The following is a 26,914-nucleotide window of genomic DNA, read 5'->3' on the forward strand; positions in this document are numbered from 1 at the left end:
TTTTCTTTTGAATATATGAATCTAAATCAGATATAAACACCGATATATACAAAGCCGTTTATATGCGGTATTTATATCTGACTATTATCTATCAATACCCCGGATTATTTTCCAAAGGATTACCAGTATTGGCATCAATGAATGATTGCGGCAGCGGGAAAAGGACAGGAGTCTCATATTCATCCATACCACGTCCTGCAATACCAGCTATCTCATTGAGTTCACGCATGCGACGTTTGAAATAGTTATTGGTATCACGTTCGTCACCACCATTTTCTTGGCAAACACGTACCAATGTATGACGACGTTCTTCCTCCGTAAGCAGTTCACGGCTGCGTTCATCAAGAATGAAATCCATACCACCGATTCTAAGATCATCTTCAGTAATACTTACAGCATTGGAACGATTACGTACTTTATTTATCCATTTAATGGCCTCGCCTACTTGATTACTCTTGTAAAGAGCCTCTGCATAAAGTAAATATGTATCTGCCAAACGTAAATAAACAATGTCCGCATAGTGTCCATCATTAGCTGCATTAGCCAAAATAGGTGGAGTATAATCCCATTTACGAGTAGTAGGCCAATCATATTTTTTAATGGAAGTAGAAGTTAGCATGGCTGCATTAACCGTAGTATCAATAAGTGCAGTACCACCTAAATCAAATACCTTGGTTACATTGCCGGCAGCATCTACATCATTAATACTCCATACGATAGCATTAGCAGATACACGGTCATCTTGTTCTCCCATTCCTTTATAATTGTACAAACGAAGTGCTCCTCTGGAAGGAACTACACGTCCGGCTCCCTTACCACCATTAGCTTGCCAAAAGACTTGTGCAAATGAACCTTCACCACCGTTATTGATATAGTCCGGATTATGCTGGTTTGTCTTTTTACAATCGCCATCATTAGCATAATAGTTCTTATAAGTTGTAGTCATATAGACATTTGCAGTACCATAGGCACTATTCTCCTCTTCTGTGTTAATGAAAGCCAGTAACACCTCCGTATTTCCATCAGCATACATAGGAGTATAAAATACGTCAATAAAAGGACATCCATCATTGGAAGCATTACTACCAAAGCGTTGATTTATAAGGGAATATTCTCCACTTTCCACTAATGGTTTCAGTACTGAAACTGCTTTTTCAGCATTACCTTCTGCCAAATAAAGTTCACCCAAATAGTGACGTGCCACAGCACCAGAGACTTTACTATTATTAGAAGTACGCAAAGGAAGGTTATCGACTGCAAACTGGAAATCTTCTGCCATCACTTCGCGAATACTACTCAAGGAAGCACGGTCCCAATCATCACGATAATTCAATCCTGTAATTTCTTGTGTTGAAAGGGGCACTGCACCAAATGAATAGGTAAGGTGACGGTAAGCCCAAGCACGGAAAAAGCGAGCTTCGGCCAACACCTCATTTTTACGATTTTCAGCATCAGCACCACTTCCCCAGTTAATGCCATCATTGTCAGCTCTTGAGATAACCATATTGGCAGTGTTGATGATACGATATCCCCACTGGAAAATATTATTCCAAATAGCAAGATCAGTGTAAGTTATCTCTTTGGGATTGTAGAGGAACTTCATTTCCGCATGACTATTATTGGCCCATGAATTATCTACCCCTCCACCCCAGGCAGAATGCAGACAGAGCGCAATACTTCCTCCCATTGCATCAGCACGGCGATACTCTGCACGCATAAGACCATAAAGAGGCGTTATCATCGATTTAAATCCATTGTAATCTACAAGTAAATTTTCAGGATAAAGTGCATCACGAGGATCTTCCTTAAGAAACTTATCCTCATTACAGCCGCCCATAGTGAGCAATAATACTGTAAACACTAAGACATTGAAATATGTTATTTTTTTCATATGTGCAATTTCATTTTAGCTTTTTATGATATATTACTCTCATCAAATATCTAACTTTAGTCCAAAAGTGAACGAACGTACTGGAGGAGCAGCCAATTGATCATTGAGAAATTCCGGATCCATACCTGTCCAGCCAGTTATTGTAGCCAAATTCTTAATGTTCATGTAAAGATTGAGCCGTTTGACGAAAGTACGACGCAACCATTGTTGTGGGAAATTATAACCCAATGTAACGTCGGAAATACGTAAGAAATCTGTCTTTTCATAGAAACTGGCTCCCTCTGGATTCACATCACTATTCAAACTATTTTTCGGATAGCTATTCGTAGGATTCTCTGGAGTCCAAAAATCCACCAAAAAGCGGTTCTGGCGATATGAATTATGGCTTGTATCATACAAGGCATTCAGATGGGTTTGTCCTAACTGAGCCGTTAAGAACACACTCAGAGTGAAGTTTTTGTACTCAAAAGTGTTCATCAAACTCATATTTACTTTAGGAATAGCCGACCCTATAATAGTCTTATCAGCCGTTGTAATATCGTTACCATCTACATCAAGGTATTTCACATATCCAGGATACGAATTACGATAGTTAGGATCTTGCTGCCCTGTCGGGTTAGACGGATCAGCAATCTGCCATACACCGATAATTTTATAATCATAGTTCACATTGATAGGTTCACCAATAAACCACTTGGAAGCCACATCATCAACCGGCTTTCCATTAGCATCATACAAACCAACATCTACAATCTCCGAACGATAGTGTGAGAGGTTGAAAGAGGTGCTCCAGCTAAAACTCTTATGTGTAATGTTATTAGAAGTTATCTGGAATTCAAAACCACGATTACGGGTCTGTCCACGATTCTCAGTAATAGAGCCAGTACCATTAATGGTAGGAATAGAACGGGAAAGCAGCAAATCTTTGGTTTTAGACCAATAAATATCAAATGAACTCTGAATACGTCCATTCCAAAGTGCAATATCAAAGCCAGTATTAATAGATGTAGTAGTTTCCCAACCTAAACCGGGCGAAGCTAACTTCGACGGATAGAAACCAAACTGTGCAGTATGATCATCATTCAGATAATTGTAAGTTGAAAGATTAGGTAGTGTACTATAAGCACTGATAGCCTCATTGCCATTTTTACCCCATGACAAGCGATATTTCAGATTGCTAATGGTTTCACTTATAGGCTTGTCTTTAAAAAAAGATTCATTGGAAATATTCCATCCAATAGCGGCTGAAGGAAAAACGCCGAATTTAGAACTTTCACCAAAAGCGGAGTAACCATCACGACGAGCAGTAAGAGTCAACAAGTAACGATCATCATAAGTATAATTCAAACGCCCCATTTGTGAAATATGATTTTCTTTATAATAATTGGAATTACCAGACATTGTGGCAGCTTTAGAAATCTGGTAATAATACATCACATCATTGGGAAAATTCTTACCTTCCATTGTATTCTGTTCATATTCCTTGCTTTGAGCAGAATATAATCCTGTGAAAAATATACGATGTTTACCAAATTCACGTTGATAAGAAATAATATTCTCCAAAATCCATTCTTCTGAATGCCAGTCATCAGTATTCAATACGCCATTAGCACTAGCTCCTTCGTAGGTATCCAAACCTTGATAATTCTTATAGGAGCTGTTTTGGTAAGTGAAGCCTGTATTCAATTTATAGCTCAGCCCTTTAATAAAGGGAAACTTTACCTCAAGCACATTATTAGTGATAACCTTTGCACGGATATCTTTTGTCTTATTATTAAGAGATCCCAACGGATTAATGCTGAAAGCTGAAGAGGAGTCCTCAGTAGCAGAAAGTGTAAGTGAACCATCCTCGTTATAAGCACGTCCCAACGGAACTTGTTTTATAGCCCGCCAAAAAGAAGCACTGCTACCACTACGATCGTAGCGACCTAACTGTGTAGTAGTAGAAAATTTCAACCAACTATTAAACTCCTGATCAAGATTGAAACGTACATTATAACGCTTGAACTCATTGCCTACCGCAGTTCCTTTCACATCCGTATAGTTCAATGAAATGAAATAGCTGGTTTTGTTAGCTCCACCACGGAAAGAAAGGTTATGCTGTTGTTTTATACCGGTCCGTGTTGCCAACTTCATCCAATCAGTACTCTGACCGGCAGCATACATAGCTAATTCAGTAGGAGTAAAGTTATCTAACCAAGGTTCAGGATTCTCTTCTGTAGGAGGAGTAGTATTGGTAGCCTTGAAAGCTTCAGATTTATACTTATAGAATTCTTTGCCATTCATCATACGAGGTAAATTGATAGGCTGGTCAATAGTAACATAAGTATCGTATGATACCGTCAATCTGTCTTTCTTACCGCGCTTAGAAGTAATAAGGATTACACCGTTAGAACCGCGAGCACCATAAATGGCTGCTGAAGAGGCATCCTTCAATACTTCTATACTCTCTACATCATTGGGATTGATTTCCGACCATGGACCATCAAAAGGTATTCCATCAAGAATAACAAGAGGTTTATTATCGGCCGTAATGGAGTTGTTACCACGAATACGTGTAGTAGTAGACGAACCTTCAGCATTACTACCCGTCACACTAATATTCAATCCTGGAACTGCTCCTTGCAAAGATTGAATCAAATTAGCTTGTGGGCGACTTTCAAGTACATCCGAGTTAACTGAAGCAACCGAACCTGTAAGATCACTTTTGCGCTGTACACCATAACCTACTACTACCACCTCATCCAGTGCCTGGTTATCTTCTTTCAGTACAATCTTTAACGATGATGCGTCTTTCACCTGCAATGTCTTGGATATATACCCAATGAAACTTATCTCCATTACCGCCCCCTTAGTCACTGAAGCGAGTTTAAAGTTTCCTTCTACATCGGTAATGGTGCCCGTACCCGTACCTTGTATCACTACATTGGCACCGATTATCGGTTCTCCTTGTTCATCTGTCACATTTCCGTTAATATTCCATGTCTGTGCATGAAGTGAGCTTGAAAGTGACAGCATCCACATAAGACAGACAAGCAAAATACCACTTGCGTCTCTCGATTTTTGTCTGGTTTTCATAAATTACATTTTTAAGTTAATAGGAACTTGTGTGTAAAAAATCTCGAGAGCAAAATTAGACAATGTAACAACCGATTATATTCACTGGTAGAGGATTTGGTAAATTCACAAAGTTATATATCACTGATTATATTTTAATTACAGACAGACTCAATAGATTTTCAGTAGTGATTTAAATTAAATCGGTAATCAAAAACATGTATATAGATAATTGCCATTCGATAGTATTAAGCTATTGAATGGCAATTATCTATATACATGTGGGTAAAAAATGAGAGAAACGCTCAGTCTTCAAATTACTTTTTACAAACCTCTTTCACAGCTCGAAGAAATTCCTCCTTACTGAGCGAAGATTTATTTAAAGTTATAGAACGATTATTATATACGGTTTGCAGTGAACAGTGCAAAAATTCTGCAATCTTCTCACTATCCGTTACCCCCATTCGTATCAAAGCATGAATACGAAGTTCTGTATTAAGCCGCCCAGACTTCACTTCAATACGTTCTTCTGGACGTAGCAAACTATTGAAATGTTCTACGAAATCAGGGTATAAATGCAGAATAATAGAATCAAATTTCTCATAAAATTCCTTCATTTCATCGCTCATGGTAGAGGTAGAACTAATCATTTTCTTTAAATCTTCAAGTTGTCCAGCCTTTAATTTACGGTTCAATTTTTTACGATACTCCTCCATACGGCAAATATAGGACGAACAAAGTTTGAATACCTGACCAATATACTCCTCCTTAATATAATTTGTGTCACGTAGAACCAAATTGAGCTTTTGCAATTCACTATTAAGACTCTTCAACCTACCATTGGCCACATGTAGCTCCACCAAAGCTTTCCTACGTCTTCTTGTTTGCCTTCTCAAAAAGAAAAGAGCTATCAGCAATACAACAGTGAGAAAACTAATAAATAAAAGGAATAGCTTTAGCTGCTCCTGTTGCATATGATCACGCTCAATGTAACTTTGATGTATCCTTCTCTGCAACTTCTGCTGATGAAGCAGTCGTACACGGCTCTTAAAAGCTATACCGATATCAGAACAATAAGTACTATAACGATAGGCTCGGTCCAACTGACCTTGTTCATATAAATAGGAAGCCAATGCGTATAACGAACCAATATCACGATTCACAGCATATACATCAGCAATACCTGAGAGAATCATATTTTCCAGCCACTTGGTATGGTTGTGTTCTTTTTCATAAAGTAGAGCCAAGTTATAAGCTAAAATAGAATAATTACGACTATTAGGTAGAAGACGTTGTTTTTCTTTTTCCAACTCATCCCTAATAGCAATACGTTGTGCACCGGGAACATCTTGATATTTCCACACACGGCTATAAAGGTAGCGTGGCTCGTCAGGAGTGGCCGTCTGCAATACTGAATCTGAATATAACGCATAAAGTTGACCATAATATTCATGCAATGCATCATCACCTAATGAATAGAGCTGCAAACGCGAGCAGAGAGTACGCATCTGACCATAATAACGCGAACGTAAGTAGCGAGGCATACTGGAAGAACAGAGTGAATGCATTACTTCAGAGGCTTGACTAAGCAAGCCATTAGCCGTATAAACAAAACCAATACCTAATAAAGATTCAATCTCACGATTCTTATCATGATATTGTCGTGCTAAATCAAGGCTTTGTGTAGTATACTTCATAGCCGAATCTGCATCATACACGCGATATTCTTGATAAATAGCCTGATTAAGTTCATACTGTTTCTCAAATGCCTTAGATTGTCTTAGCGAATGCTTCAACGCCTCTATTCGCTCCTCTTTCTGCAAAATAAGTTTATCAGAATTATCTATCAGACTATCTAATTGAGTAAACAATGCCTCATTTGCCTTAGCAGCACTATCTGAGATATGCTGCTTGCATCCAGCACAAAAAAATAAATATAATAAGAAGAATAGGTTTAAACAAAAATGGTTTTTCATATTTCTATACTCGTTGGTAGAATTCATTTATTTAATAAATGAATTAAAAAAGTTACATACATCTTTGATTTTTAATATCAAAGTTCTAATTACAATCAATTCTACACACAACTTGTATGCAATATTCGCAAGAATTCTCGACATCTGCAAACAATTGACTAGTAATTTGGCTGCTTAACATAGAAATAACCAAATACGAAATACAAAAGCATCCACTCTTCTATTATACTTATATTGTTACTCTTAAATGCTTAACATTAATGATTATTTTGGGAAATAAAAGCAATCGCTCTTAGCACAATACCATTCTATTTCAAAACATTTGTAACACTTCTGTAACATGTATGACATCTCCCTGCAACACCGATTTCTTTCCTTTGCAACCGGAAATAAAATACATGTCTATGGAAACAATTTATCTGGGTATCGTCATCTTTCTGTTCGTACTCGCGATTTTCGACCTCGTGGTAGGTGTAAGCAACGATGCGGTCAACTTTCTGCAATCCGCTGTCGGGGCAAAGGCAGCATCCTTCAAAACCATACTCTTCATTGCAGGCGTAGGTATATTTATCGGAGCAGCCTTGTCCAACGGCATGATGGATATTGCACGGCATGGTATCTACCAACCGCAGCATTTCTATTTTGCCGAAATCATGTGCATCCTGCTTGCGGTCATGCTGACGGATGTTGTACTGCTTGACGTTTTCAACACGATGGGGATGCCGACCTCCACTACCGTATCAATGGTGTTCGAGCTACTGGGAGGTACGTTCGCACTGGCACTCATCAAGGTCTATAATAGCGATACACTGGGCCTGGGTGACCTCATCAATACCGACAAGGCACTGTCTGTCATCATGGGTATCTTCCTGTCCGTCGCTATCGCCTTCTTCTTCGGTATGTTGGTGCAATGGCTGGCACGTATCGTGTTCACCTTCAACTACAAGAAGAAAATGAAATACAGCATTGCACTGTTCGGCGGTATAGCTACCACCAGCATCATCTACTTCATGCTGATAAAGGGGCTGAAAGACAGTTCATTCATGACCCCTGAAAACAAGCAATGGATACACGACAATACCGCATTGCTGATAACCGGTTTCTTTGTATTCTTTACCATACTGATGCAGATACTGCATTGGTGCAGGGTAAATGTCTTCAAAGCAGTGGTTCTGATGGGTACTTTCGCCCTCGCCCTTGCCTTTGCCGGCAATGACTTGGTGAATTTTATCGGTATCCCCCTCGCAGGATATTCCTCATTTATTGACTATACAGCCAATGGTACGGCCGCCGGTCCCGACGGATTCCTGATGTCCTCACTCCTCGGTGCAGCCAAAACCCCATGGTATTTCCTTATCGGTGCAGGCACGATTATGGTCTATGCACTCTGCACATCCAAGAAAGCCCACAACGTCATCAAGACTTCCGTTGACCTTGCCCGCCAAGACGACGGCGAAGAGAACTTCGGAAGTACCCCGATAGCCCGTACACTGGTACGCTTCAGCATGACCCTGGCTAACGGAATATCCAAAACAATGCCCGAAAGCAGCAAACAATGGATAAACACACGATTCCAGAAAGATGAAGCCATCATAGCCGACGGTGCCGCCTTCGACCTGGTCCGCGCCTCCGTCAATCTCGTATTGGCAGGTCTGCTCATCGCCTTGGGAACTTCCTTGAAATTACCCCTCTCCACTACTTACGTCACCTTCATGGTGGCAATGGGTACCTCGCTTGCCGACCGTGCCTGGGGACGTGACTCGGCTGTATTCCGCATTACGGGTGTGCTCAGTGTCATCGGCGGTTGGTTCATCACTGCCGGAGCAGCATTCACCATCTGTTTTTTCGTGGCATTGGTTATCCATTTCGGTGGTACGATTGCCATTCTGGCACTGATTGGTCTGGCAGTCTTCATGCTGATTCGCAGCCAAGTGATGTACAAGAAGCGCAAAGAGAAAGAAAAAGGCAGCGAGACTCTGAAACAATTGATGAAGAGTACGGACAATAACGAAGTAGTTGAATTGCTCCGCAAGCATACCCGCGAGGAACTGGTGAAGATAATGGAATTCACAGAAGAGAATTTCGAGCGCACCGTCACTTCCTTCCTGCACGAGAACTTGCGCGGACTGCGCCGTGCCATGGGAGCGGTAAAGTTCGAGAAACAACTCATCAAGCAGATGAAACGCACCGGAACACTTGCCATGTGCCGCCTCGACAATAATACCGTACTGGAAAAAGGACTCTACTACTACCAAGGCAATGACTTTGCCAGCGAGCTGGTGTACAGCGTAGGCCGTCTTTGCGAGCCGTGTCTGGAGCACATCGACAACAACTTCAAGCCGCTGAATGTTATTCAAAAGGGAGAGTTTACAGATGTTGCAGAAGATATCTGCTACCTGCTGCAAGTATGCCGCCACAAATTGGAGACGAACGACTATGACGAACTTGAGACCGAAATTCGCAAAGCCAACAATCTAAACGGCGAGCTGTCGCACTTGAAACGCGAAGAACTGCAACGCATTCAGAGCCAGAATGGCAGCATCAAGGTGAGCATGGTCTATCTGACAATGATACAAGAAGCCCAGAACATAGTGACCTACACCATCAACCTGATGAAAGTAAGCCGCAAGTTCCAGGCCGAAGAATAATGTCACTTGATCTTTTTCAATCCCATCTTTTCCGCCCGTTGCAGCATAAATGCACGGGCGGCTTCGTATTCATTAGGAATGACCCCGTCCAGGATGGCGTCCTTGATGGCACTCTTCAAGGCACCCACTTGCTGGCAGGGAGAGAGGCCGAAAGTACTCATGATCTCCTCCCCGCTGACCGGCGGCTGGAAGTTACGGATGCGGTCGCGTTCCTCCAAGTCCTTCAGCTTCTGGCGCACCAATTGGAAGTTGTTCAGGAAACGCTTCTTGCGCTCCATATTCTTGGAAGTAATGTCGGCTTCGCACAGTGTCATCAGGTCGTCTATATCATCACCTGCCTCAAACAAGAGACGACGCACTGCCGAGTCGGTCACTACATCATCCGCTATCACAATGGGACGCATGTGCAGGCTCACCATTTTCTGCACATATTTCATCTTTTCGTTCATAGGAAGCTTCATCTTGCGGAAAATATCAGGTATCATCTTCTCGCCAATGAAATTATGGTTATGGAACGTCCAGCCCGCACGGGGTTCCCAACGCTTGGTGGCAGGCTTGGCTATATCATGCAGAAGAGCTGCCCAGCGTAGCCAAAGGTTGTCGGTCTTCTTGCTGATGTTGTCGAGTACTTCGAGCGTATGGTAGAAATTGTCCTTATGGGCGCGTCCATTGCGCGTCTCCACGCCTTGCAGCCTAACAAGTTCCGGGAATATCAGTTCCAACAAGCCGCACCGGTCCAGCTCAATGAATCCCTTAGACGGAATAGGTGACAAGATGATTTTGTTCAGTTCGTCTGCAATGCGTTCTTTGGAGATGATGGAGATGCGTTCGCGATTACGCTCCAGAGAATCGAATGTCTCATCGTCAATATAGAATCCCAGCTGGGTGGCAAAACGGACACAGCGCATCATGCGCAAAGGGTCATCACTGAAAGTTATATCAGGGTCGAGGGGAGTCCGGATGGTCTTTTCCTTCAAGTCTCCAATACCGCCAAAGGGGTCGACCAACTCGCCATAACGCACCCGGTTCAGGCAAACAGCCAGTGCATTGATGGTAAAATCACGGCGGTTCTGGTCATCCTCCAATGTACCGTCCTCTACAATCGGTTTGCGTGAATCGTGCGTATACGACTCTTTTCTTGCACCTACAAACTCAACTTCCGTACCATAGTACTTCAATTGTGCCGTACCGAAATTCTTGAAGACGGAAACATGCGCCCCACGCCCCAGACGCTTACCCAGCGCCTCGGCCATGGCAATGCCACTGCCTACCACCACCACATCAATATCCTTGGAAGGACGTTGCAGGAAAATATCACGTACATATCCACCGACTACGTAACATTCCAATCCCAATTCATCAGCTGTTTCGGATATCCGCTTGAATATATCATCACTAAAATATTGCTTCAGTTCTTCTGCCGTCAAATCTATCATAAATAATGCGCTAATGTAATGAATACGCAAATGTGTTAATGGCCTATCAGCACATTTGCACATTAAAATGCTGCAAAGATAAAGATATTATTTCTATTTTTGCGGACTCTAACTCCAAGAACAACAAATATGAAAAAAGTAATACTCCTTGCATGCCTATGCTGTACACTCTTCTCTTGCGAAGATGTGGAGAAGAAGGCCGGTGAAAAACTACAAGCTGCCCGCACAGCTTTTGAACTCGGCAACTACAATGAAGCGAAGATTCTGATTGACAGTATCAAGATACTCTATCCCAAAGCGTTTGAAACTCGCCGTGCAGGTATCGGCCTGATGCAGGAAGTGGAGCTGAAAGAGCAGGAAAAGAGTATGGCCTATCTTGACAGCATGCTTCAAGCCAAGCAAAAGGAATTCGCTGCAATCAAAGGGAAATATACCTTTGAGAAAGATGCCGAATACCAGAATATAGGCAATTACCTGTATCCGTCCCAAGTGATAGAAAAAAATCTGCACCGTTCTTTCCTCCGCTTCCAGGTAGACGAAAACGGTGTAATGAGCATGACCTCTATCTATTGCGGAGCCCATAACATCCACCATGTGGCCGTCAAGGTTACCGCTCCCGACGGCAGTTTTGCCGAGACGCCCGCCGCCAAAGACAGCTATGAAACGACCAATCTCGGTGAAAAGATTGAAAAAGCTGATTTCAAACTGGGAGAAGACGGAAATGTCATGGGCTTTCTCTATCTGAACAAGGACAAGAACATTAAAGTCAACTATTTGGGAGAACGTCCCTACTCCGTCACCATGACTGCCACCGACCGCCAGGCGCTTGCAAGTATTTACGAGTTGGCACAACTGCTTTCTTCCATGACGGAAATAAAGAAAAACATGGAAGAGGCAAAACTGAAGATGGAATTTGTGAAGAAAAACCGGTCTCTTAACCATTAGGACGATTGTGATGAATGTATTATTCTACTGTATGCAATACAAATTGACATAGGGTTCACAGCATTCATCGGTATGCAGCAAGCACTTTATAGTAACACTTTACCTATAATACAGCAACACTTTATCGCCAATAAAGTACTACTTTATCGGGAATACAGCAACACTTTATTACTGATAAAAAAGAATAAAGCTAGAATAGATTGATTATCACTGCAATACAGATACTTTTTCTATTCTCATGGCCTATACGTATTGTTTATATAGGGGAAAAGATATAAAAATAAGATAATCGCACTATCTTTAAAATAAGATAAGCTGCATCTCGGCATAAGTTTTTCATGCAAGCATGAAAGTTCTGCACTCAATTTACACTATCTTTGCAGCTCATAAAAAAACATATAATGATTTCTATAGACGGATTGGCCGTAGAATTCGGCGGAACTACTTTATTCAGTGACATATCTTTCGTTATCAACGAAAAAGACCGTATCGCCCTGATGGGCAAAAACGGAGCGGGGAAAAGTACATTGTTGAAAATTCTGGCAGGTGCAAGACAACCTACCCGCGGAAAGATCTCAGCCCCCAAAGACAGTGCCATAGCTTACCTTCCACAGCACCTTATGACAGAAGACGGACGTACCGTATTCCAGGAAGCGGCGCAAGCCTTTGCCCATCTGCATGAAATGGAAGCCGAAATAGAGCGCCTCAACAAGGAACTGGAAACGCGTACCGACTACGAGAGTGATAGCTACATGGAACTTATCGAGAACGTCTCTGCCTTAAGCGAAAAGTTCTATGCCATCGACTCCACCAATTACGAGGAGGATGTGGAAAAAGCACTGCTCGGATTGGGCTTTGTACGCGAAGACTTCAACCGCCAGACCAGTGACTTCAGCGGTGGATGGCGCATGCGCATCGAACTTGCCAAACTGTTACTGCAGAAACCCGACGTACTATTGCTGGACGAGCCTACCAACCATCTGGACATAGAATCCATACAATGGCTGGAAGATTTTCTTATCAGTAGCGGAAAGGCTGTCATCGTCATCAGCCACGACCGAAAGTTCGTGGACAACATCACCACCCGTACCATTGAAGTGACCATGGGGCGGATATACGACTATAAAGTAAACTATTCCCAATACCTGGAACTCCGCAAGGAACGCCGCGAACAGCAGCAGAAAGCCTACGATGACCAGCAGAAGTTTATTGCCGAAACCAAGGAATTCATCGAACGGTTCAAAGGCACCTACTCCAAGACCCTGCAAGTGCAGAGCCGCGTAAAGATGCTGGAGAAACTGGAACTGCTGGAAGTGGACGAAGAAGACACTTCTGCGTTGCGCCTCAAATTCCCTCCCTCCCCCCGTTCGGGCAATTATCCCGTCATCATGGAAGGGGTAGGGAAAAGCTACGGCGACCACGTGGTCTTCAAGAATGCCAACCTCACCATAGAACGGGGAGACAAGGTTGCTTTCGTCGGCAAAAACGGCGAAGGAAAGTCAACGTTGGTAAAGTGTATCATGAAGGAAATAGAGCATGAAGGCACCCTTACCATAGGACACAATGTGCAGATTGGATATTTCGCACAGAATCAAGCCTCGCTGTTGGATGAGAACCTGACCGTGTTCCAGACTATCGACGATGTGGCAAAAGGGGAAATCCGTAATAAAATACGCGACCTGCTGGGCGCCTTCATGTTCGGTGGTCCCGAAGAGTCCATGAAAAAGGTCAAGGTGCTTTCGGGTGGAGAGCGCACACGCCTCGCCATGATAAAACTCTTGCTCGAACCGGTGAATCTGCTGATACTGGACGAACCGACCAACCATCTGGACATGAAAACCAAAGATATCCTGAAGCAGGCTCTTATGGATTTTGACGGAACCCTTATCCTCGTCAGCCACGACCGTGATTTCCTGGATGGACTGGTAAGCAAGGTATATGAATTCGGCAACAAACAAGTGAAAGAACACTTGAGCGGCATCTACGAATTCCTCGAAAAGAAGAAAATGGACTCCCTCCGCGAACTGGAACGATAAGTATCCGCTAAATCCAGCGTCCGAACAAATGGCTGATACATATGATTTTCATTTTACTAAACACTCAACTAAGAGATATGAAAATGAAACAATATGATGTCACCATAATAGGATTTGGCAAGGGCGGAAAGTTATTGTCCTCCGAACTGGCCAAACGGAAGAGGAAGCGATGAAGGAATGAGGGATTGAATATGTTATTCACACCTTTTTAGCATTTTCCATTTGGCAATTAAGCCATTAACCTCTATCTTTGCATCCGTCCAAAGATAGAGGAATGAAAAAGAAACAGTACATAACCTATATTCTTTTTTTCATCAGCCTGATAATGCTGATGATACCCGTCATTCCCCACCATCATCATGCCGACGGAATAATATGCATGAAGAATGACATCACCGCCGATTGCTGCGGACAGCATCATAGCCCAGACAACGAACACTGCTGTCGCAACACGGGATGCATGACAACCCATTTTGTACAACAGACGCCCTGCTCCTCCGATGATGTATATTCACATCCGGATGCCTTGTGGGCAGTAATCCTATTCATTGAGCCTTTTTCCAAGTTACTCACCCTACCCGAATTTGACATAAGCAGGCAGGAATGTATCTATCTGGAATCTCTTCATAGCACATTTATCGCATGTGCTACGGGGCTTCGTGCCCCTCCGTCTCTTCTTGCTTAACTGTTGTCGGGACATCACCGGGACAGATTTCTATCCGGCATAAGGAACAATGCAATTTGGTTGCATACCCTATGCCCTAACTTTGTATTCAAAATCAAAAAGTAAGAACAAATATCATCATGAAAAAAGTTATTTTCATGGGAGTCTTGGGGTTATTCCTTTTAGGCTCCTGCAACAGCAAGTCCGGAGACAGTCACGAAGGACATAATCACGAAACAGAAGAGCACAATCATGAGGGACATGACCACAAGCATGAGGGGCATGACCATGAGCATGAGGGACACAACCATGAGCATGAAAACCATGCCGGAGGAAGTGATGAAATCATTCTGCCACCGGCAAAGGCACAAGCTGCAGGCGTGGTAGTCAGCACTGTTGAACCGGGTACTTTCCATCAAGTCATCAAGACCAGCGGCCAGGTAATGGCAGCCCAAGGAGACGAGAGCGTAGCCGTAGCCACAGTAGCAGGCGTGGTTTCCTTCAAGGGAAAAGTTATCGAAGGAATGAGTGTCAGCAAAGGTACTCCTTTGGTGATATTGTCATCCAAAAACATGGCCGACGGAGACCCGGTGCAGAAAGCCCGGATAGCCTACGAGGTTTCCAAGAAAGAATATCAGCGTATGAAAGCGCTTGTAGGCAACAAAATCGTATCTGAAAAGGAGTTCGCACAAGCCGAACAGATTTATGAAAATGCCCGTATCAGTTACGAGGCAGTCGCAAAGAACCATTCGGCAAGCGGCCAGACAGTTGTCTCTCCCATCAGCGGTTATGTAAAGAACCTGTTGGTGAAAGAAGGGGATTACGTCAGCATTGGCCAGCCACTGGTAAGCGTCACCCAGAACCGAAAGCTTTTCCTGCGTGCGGATGTATCCGAAAAGTACTATCCTTACCTAAACAGCATCGGTTCCGCCAACTTCTGTACTCCTTATAATAATAAGGTATATACATTGAAAGAACTAGGCGGGCGCATGCTTTCGTATGGAAAAGCTTCGGGCGAAAACGGATATTATGTACCGGTGACTTTTGAATTCGACAATAAGGGAGACGTTATTCCCGGCTCGTTTGTAGAAGTATTCTTATTATCCTCACCGATGGAAAATGTATTGTCTCTTCCTCACAGTGCACTGACCGAAGAGCAAGGCAGTTTCTTTGTTTACCTACAACTGGATGAAGAAGGTTACAAAAAACAGCTTGTCACCCTGGGTGCTGACAATGGCGAAAGTGTACAAATCCTTTCCGGCATAAAAGCAGGCAACCGTGTCGTAACCCAAGGAGCCTATCAAGTGAAACTGGCATCAGCAACAAACGCTATTCCGGCACATAGTCATGAACACTAATCTCATGTACAATTTGACAATTTACAAAGTATCATTCTGCAATGCCGTATCAAGGAGAAAAACAGCAATACGGTCTTTGTAGAAAGCAGATTGCCATGAGAAAAAAGAATAATTCTACTAACAGAGCTGCAATCGTGTAGCCAAATTGTACATCGTACATTGTAAATAGTAAATAGAAAGATGTTAAACAAAATAATCGCTTTTTCTCTTCAAAACCGCATCTTGGTGCTGGTAGCATCGGTGCTGTTGCTGATTGGCGGCACTTATACCGCCATGCATACGGAAGTGGATGTGTTTCCTGACCTCAATGCGCCGACAGTGGTCATCATGACCGAAGCAAACGGTATGGCGGCAGAGGAAGTGGAGCAACTGGTCACTTTTCCCGTAGAAACAGCTGTGAACGGTGCAACGGGTGTGCGCCGTGTACGCTCTTCCTCAACAAACGGATTCTCTGTTGTCTGGGTAGAATTCGACTGGGATACGGATATATACCTGGCACGGCAGATTGTCAGCGAGAAGCTGGCAGTCGTCAGTGAATCATTACCCGCCAATGTAGGCAAGCCAACACTGGGACCACAGTCTTCCATCTTAGGTGAGATGCTGATTATTGGTCTGACGGCAGATTCAACTTCCATGCTGGATTTGCGTACCATTGCCGACTGGACTATACGCCCCCGTCTGCTTTCTACGGGTGGCGTGGCACAAGTTGCCGTATTAGGTGGCGACATCAAGGAATATCAAATACAGTTGGATCCGGAACGGATGCGCCACTACGGTGTGACATTGAGCGAAGTAACGAACGCCACTCGCGAAATGAACCTGAATGCCAATGGCGGAGTGCTCTATGAATATGGCAATGAATATATCGTACGCGGCGTACTTTCTACCGACAAGGTAGACCAGATAGCCAAAGCTGTGGTACGGAGCAACGGAGCCTTTGGCGCCCCCATCCTGCTGGAAGACATTGCCGATGTTCAAATCGGAGCCAAACTTCCCAAACTGGGTACTGCATCGGAACGTGGCAAACATGCCGTACTACTGACGGTCACCAAGCAACCCGCTACAAGCACACTAGAGCTTACAGACAAACTGGAAGCCTCCCTGCAAGACTTGCAGAAGAACCTGCCTGCCGACATAAAAGTATCTACTGACATCTTCCGTCAAAGCCGTTTCATCGAAAGTTCCATCGGAAACGTTCAAAAGTCATTGTTGGAAGGAGGTATTTTCGTTGTTATCGTGCTTTTCCTATTCCTTGCCAACGTACGTACCACAGTCATCTCGCTGGTGACGCTACCGTTATCACTGATTGCCTCCATCCTTGCCCTACACTATATGGGCTTTACGATAAACACCATGAGCCTGGGAGGTATGGCTATCGCCATCGGTTCGCTGGTGGATGATGCCATCGTGGATGTGGAGAACGTCTACAAGCGCATGCGCGAAAATAGGCTGAAGCCTGCCGAAGAGCGGATGCCCATATTGGAGGTGGTGTTCAATGCATCGAAAGAAGTACGTATGCCTATCCTCAATTCAACGTTGATAATCATTGCCAGTTTCGTACCTCTATTCTTCCTGAGCGGTATGGAGGGTAGAATGTTGGTACCGCTGGGCATTGCGTTCATCGTGGCATTGATTGCCTCTACCGTTGTGGCGCTGACCGTAACGCCGGTACTTTGCTCCTACTTGTTGGGGAAAGAAAAAATAAAGGAAAAGAACAATGCCAACGGTGACTCTGTCGTGGCACGCAAAATGAAACAATGGTATGGCACAGCGCTGACTTTCGTATTGGGACATAAGAAAGGGGTGCTGGGAGGTACTATCAGCTTGTTTGTAGTGGCACTCGGCTGTTTCTTCACCCTGGGCCGCTCGTTCCTGCCACCATTCAATGAAGGTTCGTTCACCATCAATATCTCCTCGCTTCCGGGCATCTCTCTGGAAGAAAGCGATAAGATGGGGCATCGTGCCGAGGAACTGCTGCTCTCCATCCCCGAAATACAAACCGTGGCCCGTAAAACGGGACGTGCGGAGCTGGACGAACACGCTCTGGGAGTAAATGTCTCCGAGATTGAGGCACCGTTTGAGTTGAAAGACCGCTCACGCAGCGAGCTTGTGGCAGAAGTCCGCGAAAAACTGGGTACCATTGTAGGGGCAAACGTGGAAATAGGCCAGCCTATCAGCCACCGTATAGATGCCATGCTTTCCGGTACAAAGGCGAACATCGCCATCAAACTGTTCGGCGACGACCTGAACCGCATGTTCACTCTGGGCAATGAAATCAAGAACGCTATTCAGGGCATTCCCGGTATTGCCGACCTTAACGTGGAACAGCAAATTGAACGTCCGCAGCTTGTCATTTCGCCCAAACGGGAAATACTTGCCAAATATGGCATTTCACTGCCCGAATTTTCGGAGTTTGTCAATGTCTGCCTGGCCGGTGAAGCTGTTTCCCTAGTTTACGAAAAGGGAAAGAGTTTCGACCTGACCGTACGCATGAAAGACAACCTACGCGACGAAACGGAAAAAATCCGTAACTTGATGATTGATACAAGTGACGGACAAAAGATTCCACTGAACTATGTAGCGGAAATCCGCTCAACCATGGGTCCGAACACCATCAGTCGCGAAAATGTAAAACGTAAAATCGTCATTTCCGCCAACGTGGCCGACCGCGACCTGCGAAGCGTAGTCAACGATATACAAGCCGAGATGGATGCACAAATCAAACTGCCGGAAGGGTACCACATCGAATATGGCGGACAATTCGAAAGCGAGCAAGCGGCAAGCCGCACGCTGGCACTTACTTCGTTCATGTCCATCGTGGTGATATTCCTGCTCCTCTACCATGAATTCCGCAGTGTGAAAGAGAGCTCCATCATCCTTATCAATCTGCCGCTGGCATTGATAGGCGGTGTGTTCGCCCTACTCATCACAACAGGCGAAGTGAGTATCCCCGCCATCATCGGTTTCATCTCACTGTTCGGTATCGCCACCCGAAACGGAATGTTGCTCATCAGCCATTACAACCACCTGCAGCAGGAAGAAGGCTATGACGTCTACGACAGCGTTATCCGCGGTTCACTCGACCGTCTGAATCCAATCCTGATGACCGCCCTATCCAGTGCATTGGCACTTATTCCACTGGCTCTCAGTGGCGATCTGCCAGGCAACGAAATACAAAGCCCGATGGCAAAGGTTATCTTGGGCGGCCTTTTAACATCCACGTTCCTGAACGGTTTCATCATTCCGATTGTTTACCTGATGATGCACCATAACCAACAACCTAAAACGTCAGACAATGAATAAAAGATTTTTCATATTCAGCGCCGCCATCCTCGCTTTTGCGGGGATGAGCGCACAAACGTCCGGCATTGATGCCGTACTCCAGCAGATAGAGGCCAACAACAAGGAGTTGCAGGCCAACTTCCACCTCATTTCCTCACAAAAGCTGGAGAGCAAGACCAACAACAACCTCCCCGACCCTACACTATCATACGCCCACCTTTGGGACTCCAAGAACAGTGACGAGACAGTTGGCGAAATGGTTATCTCGCAAAGCTTCGACTTCCCCACGCTTTATGCCACCCGAGGAAAGATGAACCGACTCAAGGCAAATGCACTGGATGCACAAGCCACCGCCTTTCGCCAGCAGATATTACTGCAAGCGAAGGAAGTATGCCTGGACATCATCATGCTGCAACGCCAGCAAGCTCTGCTCGACGAACGGTTGAAGAATGCAGAGGAGTTGTCGGCCATGTATACCCGACGTCTGGAAACGGGAGATGCCAATGCACTGGAAACCAACAAAATTAATCTGGAGTTGCTGAATGTACGCACGGAAGCCCGCATGAACCAAACGGCACTTAACAATAAACTGAAAGAGCTGCTTGTCCTCAACGGAAACCAGCCGCTCACACCGGGACGTCCCATGTCCGGTACCATACCCGACGCCCAAACGCTCGGATTGACAGAGTACCCGGCAGTGCCGTTGCCGGCCGACTTCCGCCCACTGGTCGACGAACTGCTGGCTTCAGACCCCACCCTGCAATCCATGCAAGGTGAAAGTTCTGCTGCCCGAAAACAGATTTCGGCAAGCAAGCAAGGCTGGTTGCCCAAACTGGAACTGGGTTACCGTAGAAATACCGAATCAGGGCACCCGCTGAACGGCGTGGTAGTAGGCTTCTCTTTCCCGCTTTTCGAGAACCGCAATAAGGTCAAGATAGCCAAGACACAGGCGCTCAACATAGACTATCAAAAGGAGAACGCCGCACTGCAAGCCAGCTCTGCCTTGTGGCAACTCTATGAAGAGGCCAAGAACCTGCACGCTTCCATGGAGGAATACGAGCGCACCTTCCAGCAGCAGCAAGACCTCACCTTGCTGAAACAAGCACTTATGGGAGGGCAAATCAGTATGATTGAGTACTTCGTTGAAATATCGGTGGTCTATCAAAGCAAGACAAACCTCCTGCAACTGGAAAACCAGTATCAGAAGGCAATGGCGCAGATATACAAGAACCGGTTATAAAGAAAAGAGGAAGGTGTGTCAAAGTAAAAAGGACATCTTAGTTCTTGACACACCTTCCTTTACTTTCAACATATATTGCAGTTACAGTTTCGTGACTTTCCCCATAAACAGAATGATTCCCGTACTCTTTTCCTTTATCAGGAAGACGAAAGGACGGTCTACATAGAAAGGAATGACCGCACTTGGACCGGGAGCAGTCGCATCTACCATTCCTGCGATAGTCACAGCCACAGCTTCCGTCCCCTCTTCATCCACCTTTACATAAGTATATTGCTGCAACAGGTCGACAAACAATTCCTCATTGGACATTTTAGAGAAATCAGCGCGCCTGCTGTCGAAGGCATCCTTCATCTCCATTTCTTGCATATCTTCTATCAAGCCCTTGTCATATTTCAGTTCGAACCGTGGCAGCTTGACATTCAGCATTGTACCTGACAAAGTATTGCTCCACTCCCGCCAATGCTCATCCGTCAATTGCGGCAGACATTCCTCCAAAGACTTTCCTTCGGCCGGCAAAAGCACTACCATACTGAAAGCTTCATTACCATAAGGGAACTCTGCTATGGAAAAGCATTCATTTTCCGTATAATTGAAACGTTCTTTGGACATATTCATCATCTGTACCGTCGACCGGCTTCCGTCCACACTTGTAAACAGCTCTGCCTTTGTATCTGATTTCTTGAACTGATTTTTCCAGATTCCTTTGAAATAGAGAGCATTCAACAAATACATACGTGCACTCGCAGGCATCTCCGTCAAAACCTCCTTTATGCAATTATTCGTTTTCCCGGCACACCAACTGTTTATAATGTCCGGAGCCTTGGGAGAGGCAAAATCCAGTTCCTGCACTTGCGCGTCATATATCTTTTTGTTCACGCTTACAAAGTCGTCATGAACACCGAACCCTTGCTTTATCCAGATGGAATTGGCAATTCCCAACTGTGTGGTATTATCCAAATCGAGCAACGCCTCCACCAACTTCTTATTATAGTTGTTCATTTCCTCTAACGAATAGCCCGAAAAGCCCAGGACATCTGTCATCTCAGACAGTGTGTTTCCCGACGCTCCATTGGCAATCATAGACAGACAGAGCGAAGCGCTCAAAGGAGAGATGAACAGATTGGGCTTTTCCACCTCAGTTTTACAAATCTGATTAAAGAAACGGAAAGCGAAATCCGTTCCTAAATCCGTCATCTCCTGCTCGGCACGGGTCAAGGCAATGTCTTTGCGGGGCTTGGGTTGTGGTGAAGAGTTGTCGTCACTCTGGCAGGCTGCAAGGATACAAAGTAGGCTTAAGGCAGTAATCGTTTTTTTAAGCATAAGCAAATAGTATTAGTTTTAAAACAGTTATCTATATATAGAAAATGCTTGAACAAACAAAATACTGCATTGAAGAAACAATAAAAAAATGATACACTCCTACTCAATTATTCCTCTACCAACATCAACCCCACCCCTCTGACTGTCTTTATGGATACCGTAGGATCGTCTTCCAAGCATTTGCGTAGTTTCACCAGATAGGTATCAAGGCTACGCGAGATAAAGTAGTCGTTTTCATCCTGAGTCTCCCAATTGTGGCTGACAATAGCACCCCGTTTCACTACTTGATTCTTGTTCTGTGCAAGAAGTCTGAGAATTCCGGCTTCGCGCCGACTTAACACTGTTTTCTCACCGTTTTTGTCATTCCTAAGGGTTGCGTGTGCGGCATCCAGTGTGTATTGCCCGAAGTGGTAGCAATCTGTTTCATTGCGCGAAGGCTGTCCTTTTCTCAATTTAAGCAAAGCATGTATATGTGCATCCAGTTCTTCAGCCACAAAAGGCTTCTTCACGTAATTATCGGCTCCTAACTTATATCCACTGGTCACATCTTTGGGCGAGCCCAACGCCGAAGCCAGTAAGATAGGTATATTTCCATCCACTTCACGGATGCGCTCCACCATCTGAAGACCATTCATCACCGGCATATCCACATCCGAGATAATAATATCCGGATGATACTCCTGATATGCTTTCAAGCCTTCTTGCCCATTAACAGCCGTAATAACCTCATATCCTCCAATCAGTCCTTCCAGACTGCTCTTTACGACATAGGTCAACATGGAATCATCTTCCACCAAAAGCAATTTAATTTTGTTTTCCATCTATCATTTTGTTTTCAGTATCCTCTTCCTCCGATGCTGACATATACAATGTAAATTCACTGAATTTTCCAACCACGCTGCTTGCCGTCACTGTCCCTCCATGTGCCTCCATCACCCGATACACATAGTTCAGTCCCAATCCAAACCCTGCGACCTTGCCCAAACGGGAGCTTTTGATGGCAGAACCACGCTCAAATTTATCAAATATCTTACGTTTATCTTCTTCAGAAAAACCGATACCGTTGTCGCGCACCTTGATGCAGGAATAACCTCCGCTGCACTCCGAAGTTATTTCTATCTCTACCTCCCCCTCGTCTTTAGAATATTTCACGGCATTGTCCACCAAATTATAGACAGCCTCTTCCAGATATTCCTTGTCAGCATTCACTTCCTTGGCTTGCAGGTTTAACGTGAAATGCAACGGCTTGGTAGATTTTGCCTTAAAGGTTTCCATTATTCTTTCAAGCATCGGTTCCAGTTGCACTTTCTCCTTGACCATCGTCAACTTATGGCTTTCCAGCCTCGAGATAGTCAACAGTCTGTTTATCAACTTCAGCAAATGTACAGTTTCGGACTTCACCACTCCCAGAAAGCTTTTTTTCAATTCCGGCATACTTTCTATCTTCTCGTCATTCAACGCATCAGAGCACATCATGATAGAGCTAAGCGGTGTCTTCATGTCATGAATCATAGCATATGAGAAGTCTTCACGAAGCTTGGCCACTTTCTTCTGATAGATGATTACTTTAATCTGATAGATAATGCAACCGATTACCAAAACCAGCATGATAAAGGAGGCTATCATCAACAAGCCCATACGTTCAAAAAATACTTTATAAGGATTGACAAGAACAAGTTGTACAGCTTCAGTGGAATCTGATTTTATAGCAAATGGGGCAGACTTTATGATGCCCCATAGAGGTAATTTTTCTTTCTTACTAACTTGCAAAATGCTATCATTCTGAGGATTCATGGTACAAACAACAAAATTACTTTCAATACTATATTCCTTCAGCAAAGCAGATGCTATGGAATCCACTTTTAACAGAGACATTTTATATCCCATATTAGACAAGTTCTCACAAAAATAAGTCAGCGGATTTATGGTACCATTCACTTCACCTCCTATGACTTGTGTTCCTTCTGGAGTACATGCCATTCTTATTTTCATTTCATTTTCAATAGCCTCTTCCAAAACCTCACAACAATCCTTCTGAATATTATACCTTATAAGCATATAAGTATTATATATCCATACTGTCTGCAATGACAGTACAGCAATCAAACCTAAAAAGGTAAACAAACGAATGTATTTATATTTTTGTTTCTTCATTAATTTCATTTACGTTGCAAAGATATTAATTAAATTAAAACTTTAACCTAAAACTGACATTTTTCTAACAGATTACAAAAATCTTCCCTTGTATTTTTGCGGTATTAAAAGAAAGAAATAATGTATAACTTTAAATTATTAGAACAATGAAAGAACTTATTATTGAATTAACCAAGGAAGAAGAAATGCAAATTTTTGGAGGAAGAGTTGTATATGAAATAATAAATATCAACGGAAAAGACATCCTCATCGTAAAGAATATACCAGAATAGCTTTACGCCACCAAATGAGAACTACAAATCCTCAAAAAACAAAGACGTAAACTTTAACGTAGAACTGACGTTGCATCTGCGATGCAGATATCGGTTTCAGCAGCGCATTTACAACACCGCTTACTATCAGAGATTCATTATTCAAACATTAACTTTAAAAAGAAAAACAATGGAAAAGAACATCGAACACAAGGTAAAGCCTTTAACAAAAAAAGAGCAGAGAGTTGCATCGGGAGGATATGCCCCCACCGATTCTCCAATTAAGCCTATAGACGACAACAATGGTATGCCGGATTTTAAGATACCAAGCAAAGAAGATTTCAAGTTCTATTAATCGCAATAGAAACGTTCTATTAACCCTTTTATTAATAATTAAAACATTTTGAGTTATGAAAAATTTAAAAGACAATGCAATGATGCAGGAAATGAGTTTGCAGGACATGAAGGATGTAAACGGTGGTAGCCCTTGGTGGGCACTCTATGAACTGACGTGTGAATATTTGATTGATAATCGTGAAGCGATTACCGGTGCATATGCACAAGTAAAGGCAGAAGGAGGTACTGTTGCTACAGATATGCCATTCAAATAAAGTCAAAAAAGCATAGTGAAACTTCATCGTGTCTCTGCCTCAACAGCAGAGACACAACTCCATTGCAATATTTACCATTTATTTTCAACACGCATGAGACGTATAATAATAGCTATATACAAATTACCTTTATGGAAATCCATCATAATATTAATATTATTATCCTATATAATTCCCATATTAATTCCACAAATAAGCAATACTCCACGCCCCAACATGCTTAATGAGACCTTATTCTTTGGTTTCTACGCTATACTATTAGCTCCATTGATGGAAACTTTTACCGGACAAATTCTTCCTTATTATATTCTCAAAGAAACGTTCGGATGTAAAGTGATAGGCATATCAATCTGCTCTGGAATCATATTCGGGCTATATCATTTATATTCGCCCGACTATGCTGTTCATGCAGGCATAGTAGGGTGTTTATATCAATTATGGTATATCGTTTACAAGAAACATTATTCCGATTTCAAAGCCTTTCTCATTATCTCGTCTGTTCATACATTACATAATTCGGTAGCATTTCTATTAAACTATTTGCATTAGATAATTTCAATCAACGGAAAAGACATCCTCATCGTAAAGAATATACCAGAATAGCTTTACGCCACCAAATGAGAACTACAAATCCTCAAAAAACAAAGACGTAAACTTTAACGTAGAACTGACGTTGCATCTGCGATGCAGATATCGGTTTCAGCAGCGCATTTACAATACCGCTTACTATCAGAGATTCACTATTTAAACATTAACTTAAAAAAGAAAAACAATGGAAAAGAACATCGAACACAAGGTAAAGCCTTTAACAAAAAAAGAGCAGAGAGTTGTATCGGGAGGATATGCCCCCACCGATTCTCCCATTAAGCCCATAGACGACAACAATGGTATGCCGGATTTTAAGATACCAAGCAAAGAAGATTTCAAGTTCTATTAATCGCAATAGAAACGTTCTATTAACCCTTTTATTAATAATTAAAACATTTTGAGTTATGAAAAATTTAAAAGACAATGCAATGATGCAGGAAATGAGTTTGCAGGACATGAAGGATGTAAACGGTGGACTTGTAGGAGTAATTTTCGGTTTAATTATAACTGATATCATAATGAATCCCAATAGTGCATGTGAAGCTTTAAAAGCCGGTTGGAATTCTTGGACAAAATAAAATAAATATCAACTTTAAATTAACATACAATGATGACAGAATTATCCAACCTAGAATTACAAGAAATAAACGGTGGCGAATTAAACGAACTTACAGAAGGACTTCTCTACGGTATAGCAAGGACAGCAGCCTTTTCTGTTTTCGAACTAGCAACTTTGTGCTTATTAACCTACCATAGTCTATAAAAACCATGATGAAACTATCTGCATCAAATGATGCAGATAGTATTCACCTATTAAAACCAAAAAGTTGTATGAAATTTTCACCAATATTAAGTATCGCATTTACTGCAACAATCTGTTTTATTACTAATAATATAATCCAACCATATCTATTAAAATATGGCACAAATGATTACTATAGTACATCTTTTATCAGTGGATTCACATTTACCTTCTCATTCGATTCTATACTCATCTTAGTATATAAAAAGAAAATAACGAACAACAAAAAGTTGATTTCATTATTAATCCCTTGTCTTCTCTTTCATTTTCCATTCTTTGAGATTTCCACAAATAACCTCATTAAATTATTAGGATGTTCAATAGCTACCATTGTAATCTTCATTTTATATAAGAAATATCCTAAATATTGAGTATTCTTCATCTCATATTATAACTCACAATACGAGAATTTAAATTATTATCATAGGATTAACAAGCCTATTTACCCAGAATCAATTTTTTACATTTCTAAAAATGATATTAAAATTAGGCACTAATATTAGGTATTTCTTTCTATACTTCATTATGATGATTATCACAATTCTCCACAAAAATAGATATAAAACATTCATCTCTCAATAATAGTCCGTTAAAAATTCACCATATCGGCTAAGCGGCTTCTGCCACTATGCCAAAGAGTTCTTTGATAAGTTTA

General features: G+C 42.8%; 20 protein-coding genes. 13 read left to right on the plus strand and 7 right to left on the minus strand.

The annotated features are described in order from the left end of the window. Window positions 1-91: 91 nt before the first annotated feature. From M1B78_RS07390 to M1B78_RS07400, 3 genes are all read right to left on the minus strand, one after another. On the minus strand, window positions 92-1,891 hold the full coding sequence (locus tag M1B78_RS07390; RefSeq protein WP_022401142.1) for a RagB/SusD family nutrient uptake outer membrane protein: 1,800 nt from the start codon (window positions 1,889-1,891) through the stop codon (window positions 92-94). A gap of 42 nt (window positions 1,892-1,933) precedes the next feature. Further along, a complete protein-coding gene (locus tag M1B78_RS07395) occupies window positions 1,934-4,969 on the minus strand; it encodes a SusC/RagA family TonB-linked outer membrane protein (protein ID WP_257940305.1) in 3,036 nt (1,011 codons plus the stop codon). Between the two features lie 296 nt (window positions 4,970-5,265). Next, window positions 5,266-6,924 (minus strand): DUF6377 domain-containing protein, encoded by a 1,659-nt coding sequence (locus M1B78_RS07400; protein WP_257940306.1) that lies wholly within the window; start codon window positions 6,922-6,924, stop codon window positions 5,266-5,268. 404 nt (window positions 6,925-7,328) lie between these two features. Here M1B78_RS07400 and M1B78_RS07410 point away from each other — a divergent pair, with 404 nt between their 5' ends. Next, a complete protein-coding gene (locus M1B78_RS07410; protein WP_257940307.1) occupies window positions 7,329-9,572 on the plus strand; it encodes an inorganic phosphate transporter in 2,244 nt (747 codons plus the stop codon). A 2-nt stretch (window positions 9,573-9,574) separates the two neighbouring features. Here the strand turns inward: M1B78_RS07410 and M1B78_RS07415 are convergent, their stop codons facing one another. Continuing rightward, window positions 9,575-11,008, minus strand: a complete 1,434-nt coding sequence (locus M1B78_RS07415; protein WP_257940308.1) for a CCA tRNA nucleotidyltransferase — start codon at window positions 11,006-11,008, stop codon at window positions 9,575-9,577. Between the two features lie 129 nt (window positions 11,009-11,137). Here M1B78_RS07415 and M1B78_RS07420 point away from each other — a divergent pair, with 129 nt between their 5' ends. From M1B78_RS07420 to M1B78_RS07445, 6 genes are all read left to right on the plus strand, one after another. Next, window positions 11,138-11,953, plus strand: a complete 816-nt coding sequence (locus tag M1B78_RS07420) for a hypothetical protein (protein ID WP_257940309.1) — start codon at window positions 11,138-11,140, stop codon at window positions 11,951-11,953. A 401-nt stretch (window positions 11,954-12,354) separates the two neighbouring features. Next, a complete protein-coding gene (locus M1B78_RS07425) occupies window positions 12,355-13,989 on the plus strand; it encodes an ABC-F family ATP-binding cassette domain-containing protein (protein ID WP_257940310.1) in 1,635 nt (544 codons plus the stop codon). 274 nt (window positions 13,990-14,263) lie between these two features. After that, window positions 14,264-14,674 carry a DUF6769 family protein gene (locus M1B78_RS07430; protein WP_136011120.1) on the plus strand — a complete coding sequence of 137 codons (411 nt, stop codon included), beginning with the start codon at window positions 14,264-14,266 and terminating at the stop codon, window positions 14,672-14,674. Between the two features lie 119 nt (window positions 14,675-14,793). Beyond that, window positions 14,794-16,011: an efflux RND transporter periplasmic adaptor subunit gene (locus M1B78_RS07435; protein ID WP_257940311.1), complete on the plus strand. Its 1,218-nt coding sequence runs from the start codon at window positions 14,794-14,796 to the stop codon at window positions 16,009-16,011. 180 nt (window positions 16,012-16,191) lie between these two features. Then, a complete protein-coding gene (locus tag M1B78_RS07440; RefSeq protein WP_257940312.1) occupies window positions 16,192-19,314 on the plus strand; it encodes an efflux RND transporter permease subunit in 3,123 nt (1,040 codons plus the stop codon). After that, window positions 19,307-20,533 carry a TolC family protein gene (locus M1B78_RS07445; RefSeq protein ID WP_257940313.1) on the plus strand — a complete coding sequence of 409 codons (1,227 nt, stop codon included), beginning with the start codon at window positions 19,307-19,309 and terminating at the stop codon, window positions 20,531-20,533. Before M1B78_RS07440 ends, M1B78_RS07445 begins: the two co-directional genes overlap by 8 nt. An 81-nt stretch (window positions 20,534-20,614) precedes the next feature. On the opposite strand, the gene M1B78_RS07450 is transcribed toward M1B78_RS07445, so the two are convergent. The 3 genes from M1B78_RS07450 to M1B78_RS07460 all read right to left on the minus strand — a co-directional run bounded on the left by M1B78_RS07450 (window position 20,615) and on the right by M1B78_RS07460 (window position 23,845). Beyond that, window positions 20,615-21,853, minus strand: coding sequence for a serpin family protein (locus M1B78_RS07450; RefSeq protein WP_257940314.1), 1,239 nt, complete (start codon window positions 21,851-21,853; stop codon window positions 20,615-20,617). A gap of 107 nt (window positions 21,854-21,960) precedes the next feature. Continuing rightward, a complete protein-coding gene (locus tag M1B78_RS07455; protein ID WP_057281630.1) occupies window positions 21,961-22,674 on the minus strand; it encodes a response regulator transcription factor in 714 nt (237 codons plus the stop codon). Then, window positions 22,658-23,845: a sensor histidine kinase gene (locus M1B78_RS07460; RefSeq protein WP_176469455.1), complete on the minus strand. Its 1,188-nt coding sequence runs from the start codon at window positions 23,843-23,845 to the stop codon at window positions 22,658-22,660. Before M1B78_RS07460 ends, M1B78_RS07455 begins: the two co-directional genes overlap by 17 nt. 308 nt (window positions 23,846-24,153) lie before the next feature. Between M1B78_RS07460 and M1B78_RS07465 the strand changes: the two genes are divergently transcribed. From M1B78_RS07465 to M1B78_RS07485, 6 genes are all read left to right on the plus strand, one after another. Beyond that, window positions 24,154-24,279, plus strand: coding sequence for a hypothetical protein (locus M1B78_RS07465; RefSeq protein WP_255260550.1), 126 nt, complete (start codon window positions 24,154-24,156; stop codon window positions 24,277-24,279). Between the two features lie 169 nt (window positions 24,280-24,448). Beyond that, entirely contained in the window at window positions 24,449-24,613 is a 165-nt protein-coding gene (locus M1B78_RS07470) for a hypothetical protein (RefSeq protein ID WP_176469456.1), read from the plus strand. Between the two features lie 55 nt (window positions 24,614-24,668). Then, the gene (locus M1B78_RS07475) at window positions 24,669-24,869 is read left to right on the plus strand and encodes a hypothetical protein (RefSeq protein WP_257940315.1); all 201 of its coding nucleotides are present in this window, start codon (window positions 24,669-24,671) and stop codon (window positions 24,867-24,869) included. A gap of 216 nt (window positions 24,870-25,085) precedes the next feature. Then, the gene (locus M1B78_RS18860; protein ID WP_430732564.1) at window positions 25,086-25,418 is read left to right on the plus strand and encodes a CPBP family glutamic-type intramembrane protease; all 333 of its coding nucleotides are present in this window, start codon (window positions 25,086-25,088) and stop codon (window positions 25,416-25,418) included. A 223-nt stretch (window positions 25,419-25,641) separates the two neighbouring features. Next, the gene (locus M1B78_RS07480; RefSeq protein ID WP_168354357.1) at window positions 25,642-25,806 is read left to right on the plus strand and encodes a hypothetical protein; all 165 of its coding nucleotides are present in this window, start codon (window positions 25,642-25,644) and stop codon (window positions 25,804-25,806) included. Between the two features lie 55 nt (window positions 25,807-25,861). Further along, window positions 25,862-26,035: a hypothetical protein gene (locus M1B78_RS07485; protein ID WP_176469037.1), complete on the plus strand. Its 174-nt coding sequence runs from the start codon at window positions 25,862-25,864 to the stop codon at window positions 26,033-26,035. Window positions 26,036-26,914: the final 879 nt, after the last annotated feature.

Origin of the sequence: Bacteroides muris (ex Fokt et al. 2023) (genome assembly GCF_024704895.1) — a bacterium.
Taxonomy (GTDB): Bacteria; Bacteroidota; Bacteroidia; order Bacteroidales; family Bacteroidaceae; genus Bacteroides; species Bacteroides muris.

Bases quoted from the DNA above. Each gene is read 5' to 3' on its own strand.
- M1B78_RS07390 (WP_022401142.1), bottom strand. From the start codon at position 1,891: ATGAAAAAAATAACATATTTCAATGTCTTAGTGTTTACAGTATTATTG.
- M1B78_RS07395 (WP_257940305.1), bottom strand. From the start codon at position 4,969: ATGAAAACCAGACAAAAATCGAGAGACGCAAGTGGTATTTTGCTTGTC.
- M1B78_RS07400 (WP_257940306.1), bottom strand. From the start codon at position 6,924: ATGAAAAACCATTTTTGTTTAAACCTATTCTTCTTATTATATTTATTT.
- M1B78_RS07410 (WP_257940307.1), top strand. From the start codon at position 7,329: ATGGAAACAATTTATCTGGGTATCGTCATCTTTCTGTTCGTACTCGCG.
- M1B78_RS07415 (WP_257940308.1), bottom strand. From the start codon at position 11,008: ATGATAGATTTGACGGCAGAAGAACTGAAGCAATATTTTAGTGATGAT.
- M1B78_RS07420 (WP_257940309.1), top strand. From the start codon at position 11,138: ATGAAAAAAGTAATACTCCTTGCATGCCTATGCTGTACACTCTTCTCT.
- M1B78_RS07425 (WP_257940310.1), top strand. From the start codon at position 12,355: ATGATTTCTATAGACGGATTGGCCGTAGAATTCGGCGGAACTACTTTA.
- M1B78_RS07430 (WP_136011120.1), top strand. From the start codon at position 14,264: ATGAAAAAGAAACAGTACATAACCTATATTCTTTTTTTCATCAGCCTG.
- M1B78_RS07435 (WP_257940311.1), top strand. From the start codon at position 14,794: ATGAAAAAAGTTATTTTCATGGGAGTCTTGGGGTTATTCCTTTTAGGC.
- M1B78_RS07440 (WP_257940312.1), top strand. From the start codon at position 16,192: ATGTTAAACAAAATAATCGCTTTTTCTCTTCAAAACCGCATCTTGGTG.
- M1B78_RS07445 (WP_257940313.1), top strand. From the start codon at position 19,307: ATGAATAAAAGATTTTTCATATTCAGCGCCGCCATCCTCGCTTTTGCG.
- M1B78_RS07450 (WP_257940314.1), bottom strand. From the start codon at position 21,853: ATGCTTAAAAAAACGATTACTGCCTTAAGCCTACTTTGTATCCTTGCA.
- M1B78_RS07455 (WP_057281630.1), bottom strand. From the start codon at position 22,674: ATGGAAAACAAAATTAAATTGCTTTTGGTGGAAGATGATTCCATGTTG.
- M1B78_RS07460 (WP_176469455.1), bottom strand. From the start codon at position 23,845: ATGAAAATAAGAATGGCATGTACTCCAGAAGGAACACAAGTCATAGGA.
- M1B78_RS07465 (WP_255260550.1), top strand. From the start codon at position 24,154: ATGAAAGAACTTATTATTGAATTAACCAAGGAAGAAGAAATGCAAATT.
- M1B78_RS07470 (WP_176469456.1), top strand. From the start codon at position 24,449: ATGGAAAAGAACATCGAACACAAGGTAAAGCCTTTAACAAAAAAAGAG.
- M1B78_RS07475 (WP_257940315.1), top strand. From the start codon at position 24,669: ATGAAAAATTTAAAAGACAATGCAATGATGCAGGAAATGAGTTTGCAG.
- M1B78_RS18860 (WP_430732564.1), top strand. From the start codon at position 25,086: ATGCTTAATGAGACCTTATTCTTTGGTTTCTACGCTATACTATTAGCT.
- M1B78_RS07480 (WP_168354357.1), top strand. From the start codon at position 25,642: ATGGAAAAGAACATCGAACACAAGGTAAAGCCTTTAACAAAAAAAGAG.
- M1B78_RS07485 (WP_176469037.1), top strand. From the start codon at position 25,862: ATGAAAAATTTAAAAGACAATGCAATGATGCAGGAAATGAGTTTGCAG.